The sequence below is a fragment of the Enterobacter cloacae complex sp. SHL020 genome (assembly GCF_049236945.1).
In the GTDB taxonomy this organism is placed as follows: domain Bacteria; phylum Pseudomonadota; class Gammaproteobacteria; order Enterobacterales; family Enterobacteriaceae; genus Enterobacter; species Enterobacter dykesii.
The window spans coordinates 576,500-594,911 of record NZ_JBMKJF010000001.1 but is presented as its reverse complement, the minus strand read 5'-3'; the positions used below and the strand labels follow the sequence as shown (position 1 = coordinate 594,911).

At 54.7% G+C, this 18,412-nt stretch carries 21 protein-coding genes and 1 pseudogene; 6 read left to right on the top strand and 16 right to left on the bottom strand.

The window, feature by feature from the left end; genetic code table 11:
- Positions 1–67: 67 nt before the first annotated feature.
- From ACOTZB_RS02795 to ACOTZB_RS02780, 4 genes and pseudogenes are all read right to left on the bottom strand, one after another.
- Positions 68–397 carry a DUF1493 family protein gene (locus ACOTZB_RS02795; RefSeq protein ID WP_126328406.1) on the bottom strand — a complete coding sequence of 110 codons (330 nt, stop codon included), beginning with the start codon at positions 395–397 and terminating at the stop codon, positions 68–70.
- Positions 397–846: an STM2901 family protein gene (locus tag ACOTZB_RS02790; RefSeq protein ID WP_193804466.1), complete on the bottom strand. Its 450-nt coding sequence runs from the start codon at positions 844–846 to the stop codon at positions 397–399. Before ACOTZB_RS02790 ends, ACOTZB_RS02795 begins: the two co-directional genes overlap by 1 nt.
- Positions 847–859: 13 nt before the next feature.
- A pseudogene (locus ACOTZB_RS02785) lies at positions 860–1,341 on the bottom strand (Hcp family type VI secretion system effector).
- A 173-nt stretch (positions 1,342–1,514) separates the two neighbouring features.
- On the bottom strand, positions 1,515–2,768 hold the full coding sequence (locus tag ACOTZB_RS02780; protein WP_421626455.1) for an MFS transporter: 1,254 nt from the start codon (positions 2,766–2,768) through the stop codon (positions 1,515–1,517).
- A gap of 121 nt (positions 2,769–2,889) precedes the next feature.
- On the opposite strand from ACOTZB_RS02780, the gene ACOTZB_RS02775 reads away from it, so the two are divergent.
- From ACOTZB_RS02775 to bioD, 3 genes are all read left to right on the top strand, one after another.
- Positions 2,890–3,798 carry a LysR family transcriptional regulator gene (locus ACOTZB_RS02775; protein WP_047651333.1) on the top strand — a complete coding sequence of 303 codons (909 nt, stop codon included), beginning with the start codon at positions 2,890–2,892 and terminating at the stop codon, positions 3,796–3,798.
- A 118-nt stretch (positions 3,799–3,916) separates the two neighbouring features.
- Positions 3,917–5,137, top strand: coding sequence for a sugar metabolism global transcriptional regulator Mlc (mlc, locus tag ACOTZB_RS02770; protein WP_045401244.1), 1,221 nt, complete (start codon positions 3,917–3,919; stop codon positions 5,135–5,137).
- 130 nt (positions 5,138–5,267) lie between these two features.
- Positions 5,268–5,963, top strand: coding sequence for a dethiobiotin synthase (gene bioD / locus ACOTZB_RS02765; protein WP_193804463.1), 696 nt, complete (start codon positions 5,268–5,270; stop codon positions 5,961–5,963).
- Here bioD and clcB read toward each other — a convergent pair.
- From clcB to ACOTZB_RS02730, 7 genes are all read right to left on the bottom strand, one after another.
- The gene (clcB, locus tag ACOTZB_RS02760) at positions 5,898–7,208 is read right to left on the bottom strand and encodes a voltage-gated ClC-type chloride channel ClcB (protein ID WP_193804462.1); all 1,311 of its coding nucleotides are present in this window, start codon (positions 7,206–7,208) and stop codon (positions 5,898–5,900) included. The two genes, bioD and clcB, sit on opposite strands and share 66 nt — an antisense overlap.
- A 102-nt stretch (positions 7,209–7,310) precedes the next feature.
- Complete coding sequence (gene osmV, locus ACOTZB_RS02755) at positions 7,311–8,459, bottom strand: osmoprotectant ABC transporter ATP-binding protein OsmV (protein WP_421626454.1); 1,149 nt, start codon at positions 8,457–8,459, stop codon at positions 7,311–7,313.
- Positions 8,459–9,106, bottom strand: a complete 648-nt coding sequence (gene osmW / locus ACOTZB_RS02750; RefSeq protein ID WP_023311514.1) for an osmoprotectant ABC transporter permease OsmW — start codon at positions 9,104–9,106, stop codon at positions 8,459–8,461. Before osmW ends, osmV begins: the two co-directional genes overlap by 1 nt.
- An 8-nt stretch (positions 9,107–9,114) precedes the next feature.
- A complete protein-coding gene (gene osmX, locus ACOTZB_RS02745; protein ID WP_421626453.1) occupies positions 9,115–10,014 on the bottom strand; it encodes an osmoprotectant ABC transporter substrate-binding protein OsmX in 900 nt (299 codons plus the stop codon).
- Between the two features lie 18 nt (positions 10,015–10,032).
- Positions 10,033–10,743, bottom strand: a complete 711-nt coding sequence (gene osmY, locus ACOTZB_RS02740; protein ID WP_023335513.1) for an osmoprotectant ABC transporter permease OsmY — start codon at positions 10,741–10,743, stop codon at positions 10,033–10,035.
- Positions 10,744–11,019: 276 nt separating this feature from the next.
- The gene (locus ACOTZB_RS02735) at positions 11,020–11,757 is read right to left on the bottom strand and encodes a YoaK family protein (protein ID WP_421626610.1); all 738 of its coding nucleotides are present in this window, start codon (positions 11,755–11,757) and stop codon (positions 11,020–11,022) included.
- Positions 11,758–11,916: 159 nt separating this feature from the next.
- Positions 11,917–12,540 (bottom strand): glutathione S-transferase family protein, encoded by a 624-nt coding sequence (locus ACOTZB_RS02730; RefSeq protein WP_421626452.1) that lies wholly within the window; start codon positions 12,538–12,540, stop codon positions 11,917–11,919.
- 427 nt (positions 12,541–12,967) lie between these two features.
- Between ACOTZB_RS02730 and ACOTZB_RS02725 the strand changes: the two genes are divergently transcribed.
- The gene (locus tag ACOTZB_RS02725; RefSeq protein WP_193804458.1) at positions 12,968–13,423 is read left to right on the top strand and encodes a hypothetical protein; all 456 of its coding nucleotides are present in this window, start codon (positions 12,968–12,970) and stop codon (positions 13,421–13,423) included.
- A 53-nt stretch (positions 13,424–13,476) separates the two neighbouring features.
- Here ACOTZB_RS02725 and ACOTZB_RS02720 read toward each other — a convergent pair whose 3' ends face one another.
- Complete coding sequence (locus ACOTZB_RS02720) at positions 13,477–13,878, bottom strand: YybH family protein (RefSeq protein WP_193804457.1); 402 nt, start codon at positions 13,876–13,878, stop codon at positions 13,477–13,479.
- A gap of 137 nt (positions 13,879–14,015) precedes the next feature.
- Positions 14,016–14,588, bottom strand: a complete 573-nt coding sequence (locus ACOTZB_RS02715; RefSeq protein ID WP_193804456.1) for a flavin reductase family protein — start codon at positions 14,586–14,588, stop codon at positions 14,016–14,018.
- Between the two features lie 128 nt (positions 14,589–14,716).
- Between ACOTZB_RS02715 and ACOTZB_RS02710 the strand changes: the two genes are divergently transcribed.
- Positions 14,717–15,616, top strand: a complete 900-nt coding sequence (locus ACOTZB_RS02710) for a LysR family transcriptional regulator (protein WP_193804455.1) — start codon at positions 14,717–14,719, stop codon at positions 15,614–15,616.
- Between the two features lie 219 nt (positions 15,617–15,835).
- On the opposite strand, the gene ACOTZB_RS02705 is transcribed toward ACOTZB_RS02710, so the two are convergent.
- The 3 genes from ACOTZB_RS02705 to ACOTZB_RS02695 all read right to left on the bottom strand — a co-directional run bounded on the left by ACOTZB_RS02705 (position 15,836) and on the right by ACOTZB_RS02695 (position 16,888).
- Positions 15,836–16,051: a DUF6500 family protein gene (locus ACOTZB_RS02705; protein WP_248206102.1), complete on the bottom strand. Its 216-nt coding sequence runs from the start codon at positions 16,049–16,051 to the stop codon at positions 15,836–15,838.
- Between the two features lie 95 nt (positions 16,052–16,146).
- A complete protein-coding gene (locus tag ACOTZB_RS02700) occupies positions 16,147–16,464 on the bottom strand; it encodes a YebG family protein (RefSeq protein ID WP_421626451.1) in 318 nt (105 codons plus the stop codon).
- A 70-nt stretch (positions 16,465–16,534) separates the two neighbouring features.
- Positions 16,535–16,888, bottom strand: a complete 354-nt coding sequence (locus ACOTZB_RS02695) for a helix-turn-helix domain-containing protein (RefSeq protein ID WP_421626450.1) — start codon at positions 16,886–16,888, stop codon at positions 16,535–16,537.
- Between the two features lie 337 nt (positions 16,889–17,225).
- Here ACOTZB_RS02695 and ACOTZB_RS02690 point away from each other — a divergent pair, with 337 nt between their 5' ends.
- Complete coding sequence (locus ACOTZB_RS02690; protein WP_421626449.1) at positions 17,226–18,401, top strand: efflux RND transporter periplasmic adaptor subunit; 1,176 nt, start codon at positions 17,226–17,228, stop codon at positions 18,399–18,401.
- Positions 18,402–18,412 lie beyond the last annotated feature (11 nt).

Sequence of the window (18,412 nt, the reverse complement as noted above, 5' to 3'; positions counted from 1 at the left end):
GGAGTGTATCGTGAATTATGGAGGATTAGTGCACTTTTGATGCAAGGGGCGCGAAGCCCCTTATTAGTCAGTCGTAGAGCCACTTTCCTGCTTTTGCCGACTCTGCAAACATTCTTACGGTCAACGGTATGCGGGTTGATTCAATTTCTTCCCGCTTCAGTCTGAACCAGCGCTTTAACAAGGGCGTATTCTGCCAGGGAAAATAGCGAGACCAATCCACACCAGACAAATCGACGTTGAACTCTTTCTCGTATCGGGTTAATGCATCGTGTAGGTCATCGCCCGGTGAATCGAATAAATCAGAATCCAGTTCCAGAGGAACTTCTTGCCAGTCGTTATCCAGATAACCAGGAATTTCATCCCGAAACATAAATAACACGTCATCTACGATGCTCATTAGAAAGATGTCCACGCTATGCGGTCTTTTGGTCGTGCAATCAAATTGTATTTCTCTTGTGTGCGCGTTGAAACTCGATGAAGAGTCAGTGCAAGTGAGGCCCATCCAAGCCAGGGGATATAGCGACCGATTACCGCTGCGAGTTTGTTAGTTGGCTGCATCCTGACTCCCACGGGAGTGGGAATTTTAATCCCGAAAGGAAGACGAGCGTCCCGTAAAATTATTCGCGCGTACTTTGAAACAACGCTTGTCCCCAGGGTGGCGCCTTCAGGTTTTGCCCGAGTACGTAGCCACGGTTGTCCGCCCAAAATAGCCGCTCCTGAAACGGCATCTATCCTCAACTCCATACAAAACTCCTCAAGAAAAATGATCTCAAGTAACTCGCCCGGAGTGACGTTTGAATGACCTCTGTAGAAATAGGTTCCGTTAATCTCTTCCGTAGTATCCATACCAGTACCCCAGTTACGCTGTCGCCCGTTCACTCCATGCGTCAGAGAAAATGATATTGCCGTTGTTATGTTTCCACGTAATTTTCTCATAGCGCAATTCAACCGTTTCGAGGTGGTTGTTATTATTGTCGCCCGGCGCAGCCATTGCAGGTGATACTGAAACAATCCGCACGCCTTCCAGAAGAATATTGAAATACTCCGCTTCAAGACCTGCGTCATTAATCTTGTAGAATTTAAGTTCGGCTTTTTGCAGAGCCTGACCTGTCGCGACCGCTTTATAGAGATAGGGTGATGAGTAATCGAATTCCTTTACGATCATCATTGGGGAGTGGATGCGTTTACCCTAGGTTTACCCGTCAGGTTATCGGTCGGCGTCGAAAGATTGTGGTGAAATCCTTTGAACTCAATGCTGTATTCCCTGTGCTGCACATCACAACCGCCTTTGATAAGCGCACCACCGTCATCGAACAACCACATATTGCCTGGAATGGCCATTTTAAAATCCCTCTTTTCATACGATGAAGTCGATGAGCTTACAGAGAGAGGGAAGAGAGCTGAATGCACAAAATGGTTATAATGAATTCGTTTTACTTAATACCGAATTAAGTTTAGCTAACATGAGAAACGCTCCCCCGTACATTAGCTGATATGCGGGGGATAGCGTTTGTTTATTTCAAACGCTGATGCAGGCTTCTCCCCACCAGCAGCGCCGCGCACAGCATCAGCGCGATAAAACCGCCCACGCCGTTCCAGCCGTAGTGATGCCAGAACACGCCGCCGAGCGTCCCGGCGATGCTGGAACCCAGGTAATAGCTAAACAGATACAGCGACGATGCCTGTCCTTTGGCGCGACGCGCGCGCGGGCCAATCCAGCTGCTGGCGACCGAGTGCGCGGCAAAGAACCCCGCAGAGAAGAGCAGCATGCCGGCAAAGATGAACCACAGCGAGGAAAAGAGCGTCAGCAGCAGGCCGAGTAACATCACGCCCGTGAAGACCAGCAGTACCGGCCCGCGGCCATAGCGTGCGGTCATCGCCCCGGCTTTCGGCGAACTCCACGTGCCGGTGAGATAGGCCACAGAAAGCAAGCCGACAACGGCCTGATTCAGATGCCACGGGGAGAGCATCAGGCGGTAGCCAATATAGTTAAACAGCGTGACGAAGGCACCCATCAGCAGAAAGCCGATCAGAAACAGGCGCGGAAGCCCTTTGTCACGCCAGTGCAGGCGGAAGTTGATAAATAGCGTTTTCGGGCGCAGCGATGTCGGGCGGAAATGTCGCGATTCCGGCAGAATTTTCCAGAACATCAGGGCAGATGCCAGCGCAAAACACCCGATGACCGCCAGCGCAATACGCCAGTTAAAGAAGTCCGTGAATACCCCGCTCAGCAGGCGTCCGCTCATTCCGCCAATCGAGTTCCCGCTGATGTAAAGCCCCATAGAGAAAGCAACAAAGCTCGGGTGGATCTCCTCGCTGAGGTAGGTCATTCCGACCGCCGCCACGCCGCTAAGCGAGAGCCCAATCAGCGCGCGCATCACCAGAATACCGTGCCAGCTGGTCATCATGGTCGAGAGTAACGTACAGACCGACGCCAGCATCAGCGCGGTTACCATCACCGGCTTACGGCCAATGGCGTCGGACAGCGGCCCGGTAAAGAGCAGGCCAATCGCCAGCATGCCGGTAGATATAGAGAGTGACACGCTGCTGCTGGCAGGCGATACGCCAAACTCGTGGGAGAGAACGGGCAGGATCGGCTGAACGCAATAGAGCAGGGCGAAGGTCGCCAGACCGGCGGAAAAGAGCGCCAGCGTGACGCGCATAAATTGGGGGGTACCACGTTTAATGAACTGGACCGGCTGCGGTGCTGCGGGTAAATCATTGATATCTCTTGCCGGATCGATATCAATAGTCGTTGTACGGCTCACACAGTTTCCTTGCTTAAACATCCCCGTGATTTCTGGTGACGGGTATGACCACCTGTTCAGGGTAGGAAAATGTAAATATTCTGTCTAATATATTAATAATCTCAAATGATACTTTAAAAATATGAATATCGAGCTGCGCCATCTTCGCTACTTTGTCGCCGTCGCCGAGGAGCTGCATTTTGGCCGCGCGGCGGCACGCCTGAATATCTCTCAGCCACCGTTAAGCCAGCAGATTCAGATCCTTGAGCAGCAGGTCGGGGCGCGCCTTCTGGCCCGCACCAACCGCAGCGTGAGCCTGACGGCGGCGGGCAAGCAATTTCTCATCGACAGCCGACAAATTCTGAGCATGGTCGATGACGCCGCCGCCCGTGCAGAACGGCTCTATCTCGGCGAAGCCGGAGAGCTGCGCATCGGGTTTACCTCTTCCGCGCCGTTTATCAGCGCCGTCTCGGAAACCCTGTCGTCATTCCGTCGTCACTTTCCGGATGTTCACATTCAGACGCGCGAAATCAACACCCGCGAGCAGATTGCGCCGCTGAATGAAGGTTCGCTGGATTTGGGCCTGATGCGTAACACCCAGCTGCCGGACACGCTGGCGTGGGAGGTGATCCTGCGCGAGCCGCTGATGGCTATGATCCCGCACGATCACCCGCTGGCGTCGCGTCCGGCGGTTTCGCTGGCAGAGCTGGCAAAAGAGCCGTTTGTCTTTTTTGACCCGCAGGTCGGGACGGGCCTGTATGACGATATCCTGGGGCTGATGCGCCGATACGATCTTGCCCCGGTCATCACTCAGGAGGTAGGGGAAGCGATGACCATTATTGGCCTGGTCGCGGCCGGGCTGGGCGTGTCTATTCTTCCGGCCTCCTTTAAACGGGTACAACTGCGCGAAATGCGCTGGGTGACCATTGCCGAAGAGGATGCCGTTTCCGAAATGTGGCTGGTCTGGTCAAAACACCGTGAACAGAGCCATGCCGCACAGCGCTTCAAACAGCAGCTAATGAGCGCCTCTGCCGGGCGGCATTTTCAGTGAAAATAGGGCAAAAATGTGCGGTAAATCACATGGCTAAGTAAATATTTGACGGCAGCCATACAAGTGCTTCACCATAGCCAACAGTTTATTTCGAAGCTCGAAAATAAGGGAGTACGAGGTGGTTGCTGATAGTCAGCCAGGGCATATCGATCAGATTAAGCAGACCAACGCTGGCGCGGTGTATCGCCTGATTGATCAGCTTGGTCCGGTTTCGCGTATCGATCTTTCGCGCCTGGCACAACTGGCACCTGCCAGTATCACCAAGATTGTCCGCGAGATGCTGGAAGCGCACCTGGTTCAGGAGACGGAAATTCAGGAGCCGGGCAGCCGTGGACGTCCGGCAGTCGGGCTGGTGGTGGAGACGGAAGCGTGGCACTACCTGTCGCTGCGCATCAGCCGCGGCGAGATCTTCCTTGCGCTGCGCGACCTCAGCAGCAAGCTGGTGGTAGAGGACCGGCTTGAACTGCCGCTTAATGCGGAGGAACCGCTCCTCGACGCGATTGTCTCGCATATCGATCGCTTCTTTATCCGCCATCAGCAGCGGCTGGAACGCTTAACGGCGATTGCCATCACCATGCCGGGCATTATTGATACCGAAAATGGCATCGTCCACCGCATGCCGTTTTACGACGATGTCAAAGAGATGCCGCTGGGCGAGGTGCTGAAAAACCATACCGGCGTACCGGTCTATATTCAGCATGACATAAGCGCCTGGACAATGGCGGAAGCGCTGTTTGGCGCGTCGCGCGGTGCGCGGGACGTGATTCAGGTGGTTATCGACCATAACGTCGGGGCGGGCGTGATTACCGACGGTCGTCTTCTCCACGCCGGAAGCAGCAGTCTGGTGGAAATCGGTCATACCCAGGTCGACCCGTACGGTAAGCGCTGCTACTGCGGAAACCACGGTTGTCTGGAGACCATTGCCAGCGTGGAAAGCGTGCTGGAGCTGGCGCAGGTTCGGCTCAGCCAGTCCATGAGCTCCTCGCTGCACGGACAACCCCTAACGGTGGATTCCCTCTGCGCCGCCGCGCGCCAGGGCGATCTGCTGGCGAAGGACATTATTACCGGCGTGGGGAATAACGTTGGCCGCATTCTGGCCATTATGGTGAACCTCTTCAATCCACAAAAAATCCTTATTGGCTCACCGCTGAGCCAGGCGGCGGAGATCCTCTTCCCGGCGATTACGGCCTGTATCCAGCAGCAGTCACTTCCCGCGTACAGCAAAAATATCGCGGTAGAAAGTACCCAGTTTTCCAACCAGGGAACCATGGCCGGCGCGGCGCTGGTCAAAGATGCCATGTATAACGGCTCGCTGCTAATCCGCCTGTTGCAGGGTTAACTCTTTTCCGCAGATGTAAGAAAAATTGCGCTATCTCAAGCCGGGTAGCGCATGCATCCCGTAGACTTCCTCCACTGAATTATTTACCTGGTTTATATTTTCGAAGCATACCCAAGAGGTGGAGTGAGTCATGCTTAAGCGTTTCTTTGTTACTGGTACAGATACCTCTGTCGGCAAGACCGTCGTATCCCGCGCATTGCTGCAGGCGCTGGCAGCAAGCGGTAAACGCGTGGCAGGGTACAAACCGGTCGCAAAAGGCAGTAAAGAGACGCCAGAGGGATTGCGTAATAAAGACGCCCTGGTGCTGCAAAGCGTCTCGTCGCTGGAACTGCCTTATCACGCGGTCAATCCCATTGCCTTAAGCGAAGAGGAGAGCAGCGTAGCGCACAGCGGTCTGATTAATTATCCCCTGTTGTCCGACGGCCTTGCGAACCTGAGCGAAAAGGTGGACCACGTGGTGGTTGAAGGAACGGGCGGCTGGCGCAGCCTGATGAACGACCTGCGCCCGCTGTCTGAATGGGTTGTGCAGGAGCAGCTTCCGGTGGTGATGGTGGTGGGTATTCAGGAAGGGTGCATCAACCACGCGCTGCTGACGGCCCAGGCGATCGCCAATGACGGCCTGCCGCTGGTTGGCTGGGTAGCAAACCGCATTAACCCGGGCCTGGCGCACTACGCGGAGATTATCGACGTGCTGAGCAAAAAACTGCCCGGGCCGCTGGTGGGTGAGCTGCCTTATCTGCCACGCGCCGAGCAGCGCGAGCTAGCGCAGTACATCGATCTCTCTGCCCTCGGTGGCGTGTTGACCGTAGATCGAGTCGTGGCGTAACGTCCGCGACAGCACGGACGCCACCACGCAGGCGACCAGCAGGCCGGGCAGTAAAAAATACTGCCCGGTCATTTCACAGACCATCAGCGCCGACATAATGGGCGCATGCGTGGTCGCGGCAAGTAGCGTTGCCATCCCCGCCAGCCCCAGCAAAATAGCCGTTTCAGAACCCGGCAGCCACAGTGCGAAAAGCTGCGCGAACAGCATCCCCGTTGCCATCCCGACAAACAGCGTAGGCGTAAACACCCCTCCCGGCGCGCCCGATCCGCTGCTGGCCAGTACCGCCAGCAGTTTACAGATGAACACCCCGGCAATCACCGAAAGCAGCGGCGGCGCGAGCAGAAAAGCCTGAACCACGCTGTAGCCATTCCCCCACACCTTAGGCGTGAGGAGAGAAAGCAGCCCGACGATCGCACCGCCCAGCGCCAGCTGCCACGGTGGCGAAAGCTTGAGGCGCAGGAAAAGCCCGTGGCTGAAGTCCATCAGCCACATCAGCAGCGGTCCGCAGAGGCCCGCCACCAGCCCCATCGCGACGAGAAGAGCATAATCGGCCGCGGTAAGGATGCCGCTCAGATGGACCGCGTAGAGCGTACCCGCGCCCGGAGCCAGAAGCTGCGTCGTAAGCAGCGCCACCACCGCCGCAATCACCACGGGGCCGAGCGAGGCCAGCATCAGCGTGCCAAACAGAATTTCCGCGATGAACAGGCTTCCGGCAAGGGGGGCGTGATAGGCGCTGGCCATCCCGGCGGCGGCACCGCAGGCTATCCATAATTTCCACTCGGATTTGGGCGTAAAGCGCCGGGCGAATAGGGAGGCGGCGAGGGCGGCAAGCAGGATCATCGCCCCTTCACGCCCGATGGCGCTTCCGCTGGCCACGACCAGCAGCGAGGCAAGGGATTTCACAAGGCTGGCGCCGTAGTCAAACTGGCCGTCGCCGGTCTCCAGCGCTTCCATGTAATCGGTAGGGGCATGAGGCCGCTGCGCGGTCAGACGCTGCCATCCCCAGAGCAGCAGACCGGCAGCCAGCCCGCCCAGCGCTGGCGTCAATGCGCGTCGCCAGGTCGAGAGCGACGCGGCGGCATTCACCAGGCTGCCGCTGTCGTTGCTGAGAAGCAGCCACTCCAGCAGGTACATGCTGTGGCGGAATACCGCAACGGCCAGCGCGGCCAGCACGCCGGTGACGGTGGCAATCAGCAGTCGACGAAACATCGCGCGGATGTCGGGGTAGGTATGAAGACGTTGCATGGGGTGCGTTTTAACGGGGACGATACGATATTGTGGCGGGAAATCGCGGGGTTAGCAAAAGGTCTGCGTGCGAAAAAGCCGGGCGATGCCCGGCCAGAAAGGTTAGCTGTCGCTATGAATATTCAGCGCCCGGCGCGTGCGTCCGGAACTCAGGTACTCGGCAATATAGTCCTGCGAAATCTCGCCGTTGTAGCGCCCGTCCTCATCCACGATCGGCATCCAGCTGGTATTACTCTCATACAGACGTGAAAGCACCACGCGCAGGTTGTCTTCCGCTTTGCCGGTCATGCGGAACGGATGGAGGATGTCGGCGCAGGTCCCGCTAGCGTTACGCGCTTCGCGACGCTTCACAAAGCCCAGCGGTTTGCCGTGCTCGTCGACCACCGTCACGGCACGAATGTCGTTATCATCCATGGTCGCAAAGGCTTCGGGAAGCGGAGTAGAGCCCCGCACCGTAATGGTCGGCTGCTGGTCGGTGACGTCGCCCGCCGATACCAGCAGCAGACGCTTCAGCGTCCGGTCCTGGCCGACAAACGAGCCGACAAACTCGTTCGCTGGTTTCACCAGCAGCTCATCCGGGCTGGCGCACTGCACGATTTTCCCCTGACGGAACACCGCAATACGGTCGCCGAGCTTCAGGGCTTCGTCGATATCGTGGCTCACCAGCATGACGGTTTTTTTCAGCTTGCGCTGCATCTCCAGAAACTGGTTCTGGATCACCTCGCGGTTGATCGGGTCCACCGCGCCGAAGGGTTCATCCATCAGCAGTACCGGAGGATCTGCCGCCAGGGCGCGGATCACGCCGATACGCTGCTGCTGGCCGCCGGACATCTCGCGCGGGTAGCGGTTGAGGAACTTATGCGGATCCATCGCCACCATATCCATCAGCTCTTCGGCGCGGGTTTTGCTGCGCGCTTTATCCCAGCCCAGCATGCGCGGCACGACGGTAATGTTCTCTTCGATGGTCATGTTCGGGAACAGGCCAATCTGCTGGATCACGTAGCCGATGTTGCGGCGCAGGGTGACGGTGTCCATCCCGCTGGTGTCTTCGCCGTTAATCAGGATAGTCCCGCTGCTTGGGGTAATAAGGCGGTTAATCATCTTCAGGGTGGTGGTCTTCCCGCAGCCGGAGGGGCCGAGCAGGACGCACATTTCCCCTTCGGGTACGGTCAGGTTAACGTTGTCGACGGCCTTAAAGGTCTGGCCGTGCTTCTGTGAAAATTGTTTGGTGAGGTTTTCCAGTTTTATCATTATCGAATCCCCTTCGGAGTCAGAACCACCTGCAGACGATGCAGCAGCCAGTCGAGCACAATCGCTAAAAGACAAATCATCAGCGCGCCCGCAATCAACATGCGAATATCGCTTCCGCCGATGCCGTTGAGCAGCAGCAGGCCCAGACCGCCCGCGCCGATCACGGCGGCAATCGCCATCACGCCGATATTCATCACCACGGCGGTGCGGATCCCGCCGAAAATCACCGGCAGCGCCATCGGGATCTCGACCCAGCGCAGACGCTGCCAGAAGGTCATGCCGATGCCGCGTCCGGCTTCCCGTAGGCCCGGCGGCAGGCTGTCGAGCGCCGTATGGGTGTTACGCACAATCGGCAGCAGCGAGTAGAGAAACACCGCCGTGATCGCGGGCAGGGCGCCAATCCCCTGACCGATCAGCGAAAACAGCGGGATCATCAGGCCAAACAGCGCAATGGACGGAATGGTCAGCACAATGGTGGCAATTCCCAGCACCGGCGTTGCCAGCCACCTGTGGCGGACAATCAGAATGCCCAGCGGGACGCCGATGATGATGGCTAAACCTACGGCCAGCGCCACCAGCCACAGGTGCTGAAGGGTGAGGGTTAAGAGGTAATCCCAGTTGTCCAGAATGTAGTGAATCGTCTCCATAGCGCCTCCTACAGCAGCTGTTTGCTACGCAGGAAATCGCGGGCGACCTGCTGCGGTGACTGATGGTCGATATCCACCTTCTTGTTCAGCTCGGTGATAACGTCGTTGTTGAGCTGCGCCGAGAGGGTGTTGAGCGCCTCTTCCAGACCGGGGTTGGCCTCCAGCGTGTCCTTACGCACCACCGGCGTCACCGCGTAGCTCGGGAAGAAGCCTTTATCGTCTTCCAGCACCTTGAGATCGAAGCCTTTCACGCGCCCGTCGGTGGTGTAAATCAGGCCGGCGTCAACGAAGCCGTCGCGCACCGCGTTATAGACCAGACCGGGGTCCATCTGACGGATTTGCGGGCGGTCCAGATCCATCTTGTAGGCCGCCTGAAGCGGCTTCATGCCGTCGCTGCGTCCGGCAAATTCCAGGTCCAGGCCCAGCAGCCAGTTTTTCTCCGGGTTGGTTTTACGGATCTGCTCAATCTTCGCCACCATCTCCGACATGGTGTTGATATGTTCCGCCTCGGCGCGCTTGCGCTGCATGGCAAAAGCATAGGTGTTGTTCATATCGGCGGGCTTGAGCCAGACCAGACCGTGCTTCGCGTCCAGGCGTTTCACCGTCTCGTACGACTCCTGCGGCGACATGCGCTTGTTGATGTGGTTAAAGATGATCAGCGACGTGCCGGTGTACTCCCAGGTCATATCAATCTGTTTGTTGATCATCGCGTTACGGGAAATCACCGTGGCGATATTGGTTTGCGGCTGAACCTGAAATCCTTTCTTTTGCAGGTACTGCACGGTCATCGCCGAGAGAATGTGCTGCTCGGTAAAACTCTTGGTCGCCAGAATCAGCGGGGCCGCCATCGCCTGGCTGGTGAACAGCGCCGCGGCACACATCGCCGTCAGGCCGGATATCAGTCTCATAAAAGCTCCTTGTTATTGTTATCGAGCGAGATGGGGACTCATCACGCGACCCAGCGCCGCCAGCAGGGTATCGAGGATCAGGGCGAACAGGGCGGTGGCCGCCGCGCCGAGGATCAGGGTCGGGAAATCGTTCAGGTAAATGCCGGGGAAAATCAGCTCGCCGTAGCTGCTGGCGCCAATCAGGAACGCCAGCGGCGCGGTACCGACGTTAATGGCGGTGGCGATGCGGATCCCCGAGAGCATCACCGGCCAGGCGGCAGGCAGCTCAACCTGACGCAGACGCTGCCATTTGGTCATCCCGATGCCGTTTGCCGCTTCCAGCAGCGACGGCGGGACCGAGCACAGCCCGGCGTAGGTATTGCGCACGATCGGCAGCAGCGAAGCGAGGAACAGGGCGATGATGGCGGGCGTATCGCCAATGCCAATCACCACCATCGCCAGCGCCAGAACGGCCAGCGGCGGCAGCGTGTTGCCGACGTTGAAGATTTGCATCACATATTCGGCGATACCCCGCGCGGCCGGGCGGCTCAGCAGAATACCGGCTGGAATACCCACCAGCAGGGCAAAAAACATCGATGAGAAAACCAGAATCATGTGCTGTTGCCCGAGATAGACCAGGTCAACCTGGCGCGCCCTGATCGTTTCCAGCCCAATGCCCCAGACGAGGAGGGCGAGGACCACGATAATGGCGCCGACAAACAGCAGCGAACGTTTGAGTAATGGGTGCATTGCGGTGTGTCTCCCTGTGCGCATGCGTTATAGCAACCACCGGTTGCCTGTTGTTATGCCATGTTTCGGCAGGGGTATTTCACCTATAGCAAGCGTTTGGGAAGGGTTCCAGCGAAGGGGTAAAATCAGTAACCCTATGAAAATAGTGACAACCTTGTGTTAGGCCTTATGGCATAAGGGCTGATTGAGGGTTAGGCAGAATAGTCCTAAAGCGAATTTTTAGATGTGACGGTGTCACATCTAAAGGGCCATTTCGTCGAATATAGAACATTATCTTCACAGAGAGGCACGAACCCGTCGAACCCGCGTCGAGACGGTGATAATGGAAACGATAGCGACCACGGCGAGCATCAACCCGAGCGCCAGCATGGCGTTAAACCCAATCCACCTGAACAGCAGCAGCCCCGCGATACCGCCCGTAATAAACGAGAAAAGGGTGGTTAAGTGGGTTTTCAGCTGGCTTTTTTGCGCCGACGTATCTTTGGAGTAATCCCTGCGCAGCATCGCCACCATTACGGAGGCGAGGGAAATTCCCGCGTCCGTCAGCGTGCCGGTAATGTGCGTCGATCTCACCCGCCCGCCGGAAAGCTGCGTGGAGGTGGAGTTATGAATGCCCATTAGTCCGCACAGAAAAAGAATAATCTCGCGGTTGCTGGTGAGAGCGTGAAAATACATTTCGTAGAAGGAAACGCCCGTCAGCAATATCCCCTCAACAAACAGGATCTGGCAAAAAACCAGCCTGACGTTATGGATTATGCCCCATATCACGATCGTGCGGGCAAGAATGGCGCCTGCGACAAAGGAGAGAATAATCGAGCCGAAGAAAATAATATCGCTGAGATCGGTGGAAGAAACTTCGCTGGATAACTGGGAGGTGTTGCCTGTCATGTGTGAGGGAAAAAAACCAAATGCCCCGAGAGCGATGGCATTCAGCAAACCTGCCGAGGTCGCCAGCCAGAGAGCAAGCCGGCGATCCTCCTTATGCGTTCGTTCTTTCTTGAGTCTAATCAGCAAGAATACCTCCGGGTTGAGCTTTGCCTGAATAGTCAGGCTAGCAAAGCGGTGCAACGGGCTGTCCAGGATATGGCTTAATTATTATTCCCTCTGACGACAATCAGGGTTTCGTAATTAAAAAAAACAGCCTCGTTGCGGTATTCATTCAGGAATTAAGTTTTACACCATGCCGTTATTGCCGTGACGTAAAAACGCCGGTCGCTGGTTAAGACGTTCAAACCAGGCCTCAATCGAAGGCACGTTAGGCTTATCAAACGGCGTCATTTTCCAGCGATTCACCGACAGCCCAAGCACCACGTCCGCGAGGGTAAACGTTTCGCCCGCCGCAAATGCGCCGGTACGCTGCAGCTGGTTTTCCAGAATGGTGATGCAGTGGTTCCACTCTTTTATTCCCGCCGCAATGCGCTCAGGGTCGTTAAAGTCCGGGTTTTTACGCCCCAGGGCCGGGAAGACATAGCGCCATGCGTTGTTAAATTCAGTAGCCTGCCAGTCCATCCAGCGCTCAACGTTGGCGCAGGCCTGCGGTTCTGCGGGCAGCAGATCGTGACGTTCGGCCTTGCGCGTCAGATAACGGCAGATGGAATTGGACTCCCACAGCACGAAATCGCCATCAATCAGCACCGGCACCATGGCGTTAGGGTTCAGGGCGCGAAAGGCATCCGTTTCCGTTGAGGCAAAACCGCTGCCGTAATCTTCCTGTTGATACTCGATGCCTGCTTCTTCGCAGGTCCAGAGTACTTTACGCACGTTGATGGAGGTGGTTTTGCCGAGGATGGTGATCATTGCGCAGGTGTCCCTTAGAGGAATGAGTTGTTTAGGAACAATACACCAGTTGCACGGGGGAGGTTGGAGCAAAATTTAGTGGGGCGTGCTCTGTCTGGCCCCGGTGAACGTTTCTGGAAGGCGCCTCGCAAACCGCAAAGTAACCTTATGAAATTCAGCGTTATGTCTTTTCTTTAACGGGTCGCGGTCGTAAAGTGCCTGCGTTGCGGCACATCCGCAATCGGGCGTAGGAACCCGTCAAACATATAGTGACATTACGTATGTCGCAGCAGTGCGGATCTCGTTACAATAACGGTGGCGCTGACGGAGCAGCCGTAAGGCTGGCCGTTTTCTATATGGGCGGTATTCCTACCTCTGTCAGCGCTACCCCCCGAGCGTAGGAACTCAAAGGGTGGTTAAATAAACTCCATATAGAAGGAAGCCTTGTATGGCGACTATCCCAACCCTGACTTATCTCCCGTCTGACGAAAACGTCATTCTGCAACTTATCTCCCGACCTCTTCCGGCCGATGCCGATCTGTTTGTCGTCGCCGACAACTGCGCCGCGCTGGTGAGCGTACTGGTCGAAACCGATGATGTCGCAAGCCGTGCAGCGCTGTGCGAGCGTCTCCTTCAGGCCCTGCGCAGGCTGTGTGAACTCTGTGATGTCGATCTTCCGCCATACCTGATTGAACAGTTGATCATGGGTGAGAAAATCAACTCCTGCGTGCCGGACTGCTGGCAGGACACCTTAACGCAGGTGGACTACGTTCTGGCGCTGACGCAAGCAGTTATGGGGGGAACGCTACCCGCTCACGTAGCGAAAGAGCTGACAGGCCTGCTGCACGATATGGTGTGGCTGCTGGCTGAGTTTGTGAAGGAGCCGCGCATCACTACACATTAAGGGCGCAGGCGTGGAGGGGCGGCAGCGCCCCTTTGAAGCCGTGATTAACGAGTTCAGTTCCCGGTATCCAGAAGCGACGTACCGTAGGAGTTGTCGATGGTACAAAGCCAGCGTCCGTCGCTTTCCAGCCGAAAAACATAGGTAGCGCGGCGCGACATTTCCGTTATTCCACCCTGACCATCAGGAAAACGCAGAACGGTTTCCATGATAACGAGGGCATTACCACCACCTTCGATCACCTGCATCTCCCCTTGTTCCACAATCAATTGGTCCTGGAAATAATCAGAAATGGCAATAAACGCGCTGCGGATGTTTTCTTTGCCTTGAACAACCATGCCGGGTTTGACCACCAGAGCCGCGTCTTCGGAGTAGTACTCCATCAGCGCGTCATAGTTTTTGGTGGTGATGGCGCGATCGCAGGATTCAATGATCTGGCGTAGCGGGTGTGGGGTCATGCGCATCTCCTTTTTATTGGCTAAACAGGTATTAACGTAACAGTCTGGCGTGTTTGTATAGCTACCTGGTTTTATGGCTGTATGCGACAACCTCTGTGTAGCCATGTTATATGGCTACATTTATACAGCAGTAAGAGTTAGTCTTTTCCCGGACCATAATTGAATTTTGTACCTTTTCCAATGGCGTAAAACTGTCCGCCAGCTACGTAATGAACGGTACGCAATTCATCAGGCGCATCATCAAAAATCCAATGCCCATTTCTGAAAACGCGGTCATCACTCCATGCTCCGACAATTTCCCCCATGAACAAATTGTGCTGTATTTCATTTTCTTCATTAGGTATGACCTTACAGACTAGCCAGCCTGCGCAACCTTCAACTAAAGGCAGATCAAACTCTTTCTGATAAAACAGTGGGATTTTACTGTTTTTATCGGGGGTGTCGGAATAACTGCGGCCTCCAGCATATAAAACCATTTCCATTTGATTTACTACTGGGATCTGGACAACGTAATATCCGCTTTTTTCTACAAGCCCGCGAGTAAATGCCTGTGGACCTATAAAAGCCATCACTTTGTTATTGCCTACTAATCCCACCCAGGCCGCTGCCATGACATTTTCAATACCATCATTTTTAGCCGATATCATCGTCGTTGGCCCGACCTGCAATAAACGATAGGCTTTGTTTAACTCTACTGGTTGAATTGACATAATTTACTCTTTTGAGTTCTGATGAAAAATAAAACAGGTTACTTATTTGATTGTTCGATTATATGACTGGAATAGCTGCAGATTAATTGCTATTATCAAAATACATTATTGCAAGCTTCACAACAATCATGAACAAACTTGATGCTCTAAAGTTTTTTATCATCGCCTCTGAGACCCTGAACTTCCGCGAGGCAGCCATCAAGCTGTCGGTTTCACCATCAGTAGTAACCCGAACAATCGCTGAGCTGGAGAAACAACTTGGTGAACCTCTTTTCAAACGCAATACCCGTTCGATCTTTCTCACCAACTTCGGCGAACTATTTTTACCCCAAGCGAAGCGACTGCTGGAAGATTCTGAAAAACTATTTCAGACGGCGAGAGATGATAATGAAATGAAAGGTGTTGTTCGTATTACATTATTTCGATTTCCAAATCACGAACAAATCTTATATGAACTATTGACTGCACTACGTCCATATCCCGAGTTATTTATCGACTGGCGTTTAGATATGATGAAACTTGACACTATCGAGCATCGTATCGATATAGGTATACGCGTAGGGCGAGAGCCTAATCCAAACTTTATCATTAAAAACATCGGACAAGTTGAACATATTTTGGTCGCATCCCCTGAGCTCATTGCACGCCTGGGAGCACCAACTGATTTAGAAGATCTTCGACAGCGTTATCCATTTAGTGGTTTAATTAATCCTGAGACGGGAAACTCATTTGAGTTTATGAGTGACGCAGTGAATACTTTTGTCCCGCGTCATATTGAGTTTTATACTACAGATCCATACGCCGAAATTCAGGCTGCTTTGGCCGGGAAAACGGTTGTACAATCCAGCGATTTTATCTGTAGGGAATACTTAGCAAGCGGCCAACTTGTTCCGCCACTGCCAGAACTACGACAGGAAAAATGGCAACTTTATTTATATCGACCTTACCAGCTAATTACTCCCAAAAGAGTAACAGTCGTTTTCTCGCTATTGGAAAAAATATTACGCAAATATTTCGCATCAAAATAACATTATCCTCAGCGTCCGCATCTGGCACAAAACTGACTGCACTAGGAACAAAAATTACCCTGTTAGCGCCAACGTCAAAGAAACACGGATGCTGCACAACACGCGATAAGAAGCATGCTTACGTGTGCAGAGACGATTGGCAGAATGGTCTCAGAGGAGTTATGCGACGGTCAGAGCGATGAAATCCCGCAATGCTACCGGCTATCCCGCTTTAGCGTGTTAAAGGGCTGAGACAAGCTTTCTGATCTTTTCTGCCTTTTCAAAATGGTCCAGCTTCATCTCCATAATCCACCAGTGCGCCACCTCCATAAGCAGTTCCGGATCGTCGTTTTTATTAGCAAAAAAAGCATAAAACGAAAGCCCAACATCGCTTCCCTTAGAGGCGATTTTTGAATCACAGATCCTGATGATCTTTTCCTTCATTCCTTGCCGCACGCCATCTCCTTTACTCTTTTCATGTTCAGGATAAAAAAAGCCGCAAGCAGATATCTGCTTACGGCTACAGGATCGTTAATATTGTTTTCTGGCAATCAGGCCGCCTTCACAGCCCTGATTTTTTTCGTGTCAGCCGCATCGGGGTCTGTTGCATCCGCTACCGCTGGAGCAGTGAGATCGGGAAGTTTGCTGGTACGCAGAATATGCTGCACGGTCTCCTTCTGCTCGGCGAGATACAGGCCAAGATTTTCAGCCTGCGTTTCATCCATCTGCATTCCGCTTTGCAACAGCCAGTCGGTGAACGCGTCGGCCATATCAAGCAGCTTGTCGTGAGCGTCAGCCTCTTTCTTACTGGCAAATGTCATTTTCTCTTCACCTTTTCTTACGACAACAAATTTTGTTTCAACAGCCATCGTGCACCTCGCTATACTGTGTTTATGTACAGTGTATCAGCTACAGATCGAAGTTGCAGCAAAATATGCATTACTGGCGCAGTTGCTGTGTTTCCGGGCCACTCATGCTCCGCCGCCATGCCCCAGGCGCCTGACCATATTGACGCTTAAAGCTGCGGTTGAAGGACTGCTGAGAGTCAAAGCCCAGCGCGATCGCCACGTTCAGAATCGGCTCGTCGCTGTGGGTTAACCGCTCAACCGATTTTTGCAGCTTTTGTGCGCGAATATACCCGGCGAGGGGATAGCCCGTATGTTCTTTGAACAGGCGCTGGAGGTGCCATTTCGAGTAGCCGGAACGCCTGGCGACGGTCTCAATGTCCAGGCGGCTGTCCAGGTTATTGTCGATCCAGTCGAGTAAATCATGCATAAATGCGCCAGTGTTCATCTGGTTACCCCCACGCAGCGGATGAAAAAGTATCTTTGTCTGTTGCATTTAAAGGTGGCGCGTTTTTGTATTAATTGCAAGTTTTATTGTTGCATTTAAATCCCTGAGCGAAACGGGTCTTTTCACATCCGCTCAAATAGCACATAAAGTGCAACAATTATTCTTGCACTTAGCTAAGCGCCTTCCTACAATCGCCGCGAATAGTGTATTCGCAACTGTTACAGTTTTGTGGCGATGAACGACACAAATGGCCTTAAGACAGCCCCCGGACAAAGGAAGTGGCGCGGTGCCTCCTGCTGCGTCTTGCCCGGCGGCGACAATTATCGGAATAAAAATAATGAGCCTGCAAAAAACCTGGGGTAATTCTCATCTGAGCGCGCTGGGAGCAATGTTGCTCTCCGCGCTGCTCGTCGGATGCGACAACAGCGTCGCGCAAAACGCCGCGCCGCCTGCGCCCGCCGTCAGCGCTGCTGACGTGGTGGTGAAATCCATTAGCCAGTGGGATAGCTTTAACGGCCGGATTGAAGCGGTGGAGAGCGTTCAGCTCCGTCCGCGCGTGTCCGGCTACATTGATAAGGTGAATTACACCGACGGCCAGGAAGTGAAGAAGGGTGAGGTGCTGTTCACCATTGATGACCGCACCTATCGCGCCGCGCTGGAACAGGCGCAGGCGAACCTGGCGAGAGCTAAAACGCAGGCCAGCCTGGCGCAAAGTGAAGCTAACCGTACCGATAAGCTGGTCAATACCAACGTTGTCTCCCGTGAAGAGTGGGAGCAGCGTCGTTCGGCCGCCACTCAGGCGCAGGCCGATATTCGTGCCGCGCAGGCGGCGGTTGACGCTGCCCAGCTCAACCTGGACTTCACCAAAGTCACCGCGCCTATCGACGGTCGCGCCAGCCGGGCGCTGATCACCAGCGGCAACCTGGTGACAGCGGGCGACACCGCCAGCGTTCTCACCACGCTGGTCTCGCAGAAGACGGTTTACGTCTACTTTGACGTGGACGAGTCAACCTACCTTCACTATCAAAACCTGGCCCGCAGCGGGCAGGGGGCGTCCAGCAACCACACGGCGCTTCCGGTTGAGATTGGCCTGACGGGCGAGGAGGGCTATCCCCATCAGGGCAAAGTGGACTTCCTTGATAACCAGCTCACGCCGAGTACCGGCACCATCCGCATGCGCGCGCTGCTGGATAACGCGCAGCGTCAGTTCACGCCGGGACTTTTTGCCCGCGTACGCCTGCCGGGCAGCGCCGAGTTTAAAGCCACGCTTATCGACGACAAGGCGGTGCTGACCGATCAGGATCGTAAGTACGTCTATATCGTGGATAAAGAGGGGAAAGCGCAGCGCCGCGACATTACGCCGGGTCGTCTGGCAGATGGTTTACGCATCGTGCAGCAGGGGCTGAACCCTGGCGATAAAGTCATCGTCGAGGGTTTACAAAAAGTGTTTATGCCGGGTATGCCGGTTAACGCCAAAACCGTTGCCATGACCGCCACCAGCGCCCTTAACTGATCCCTTGACCT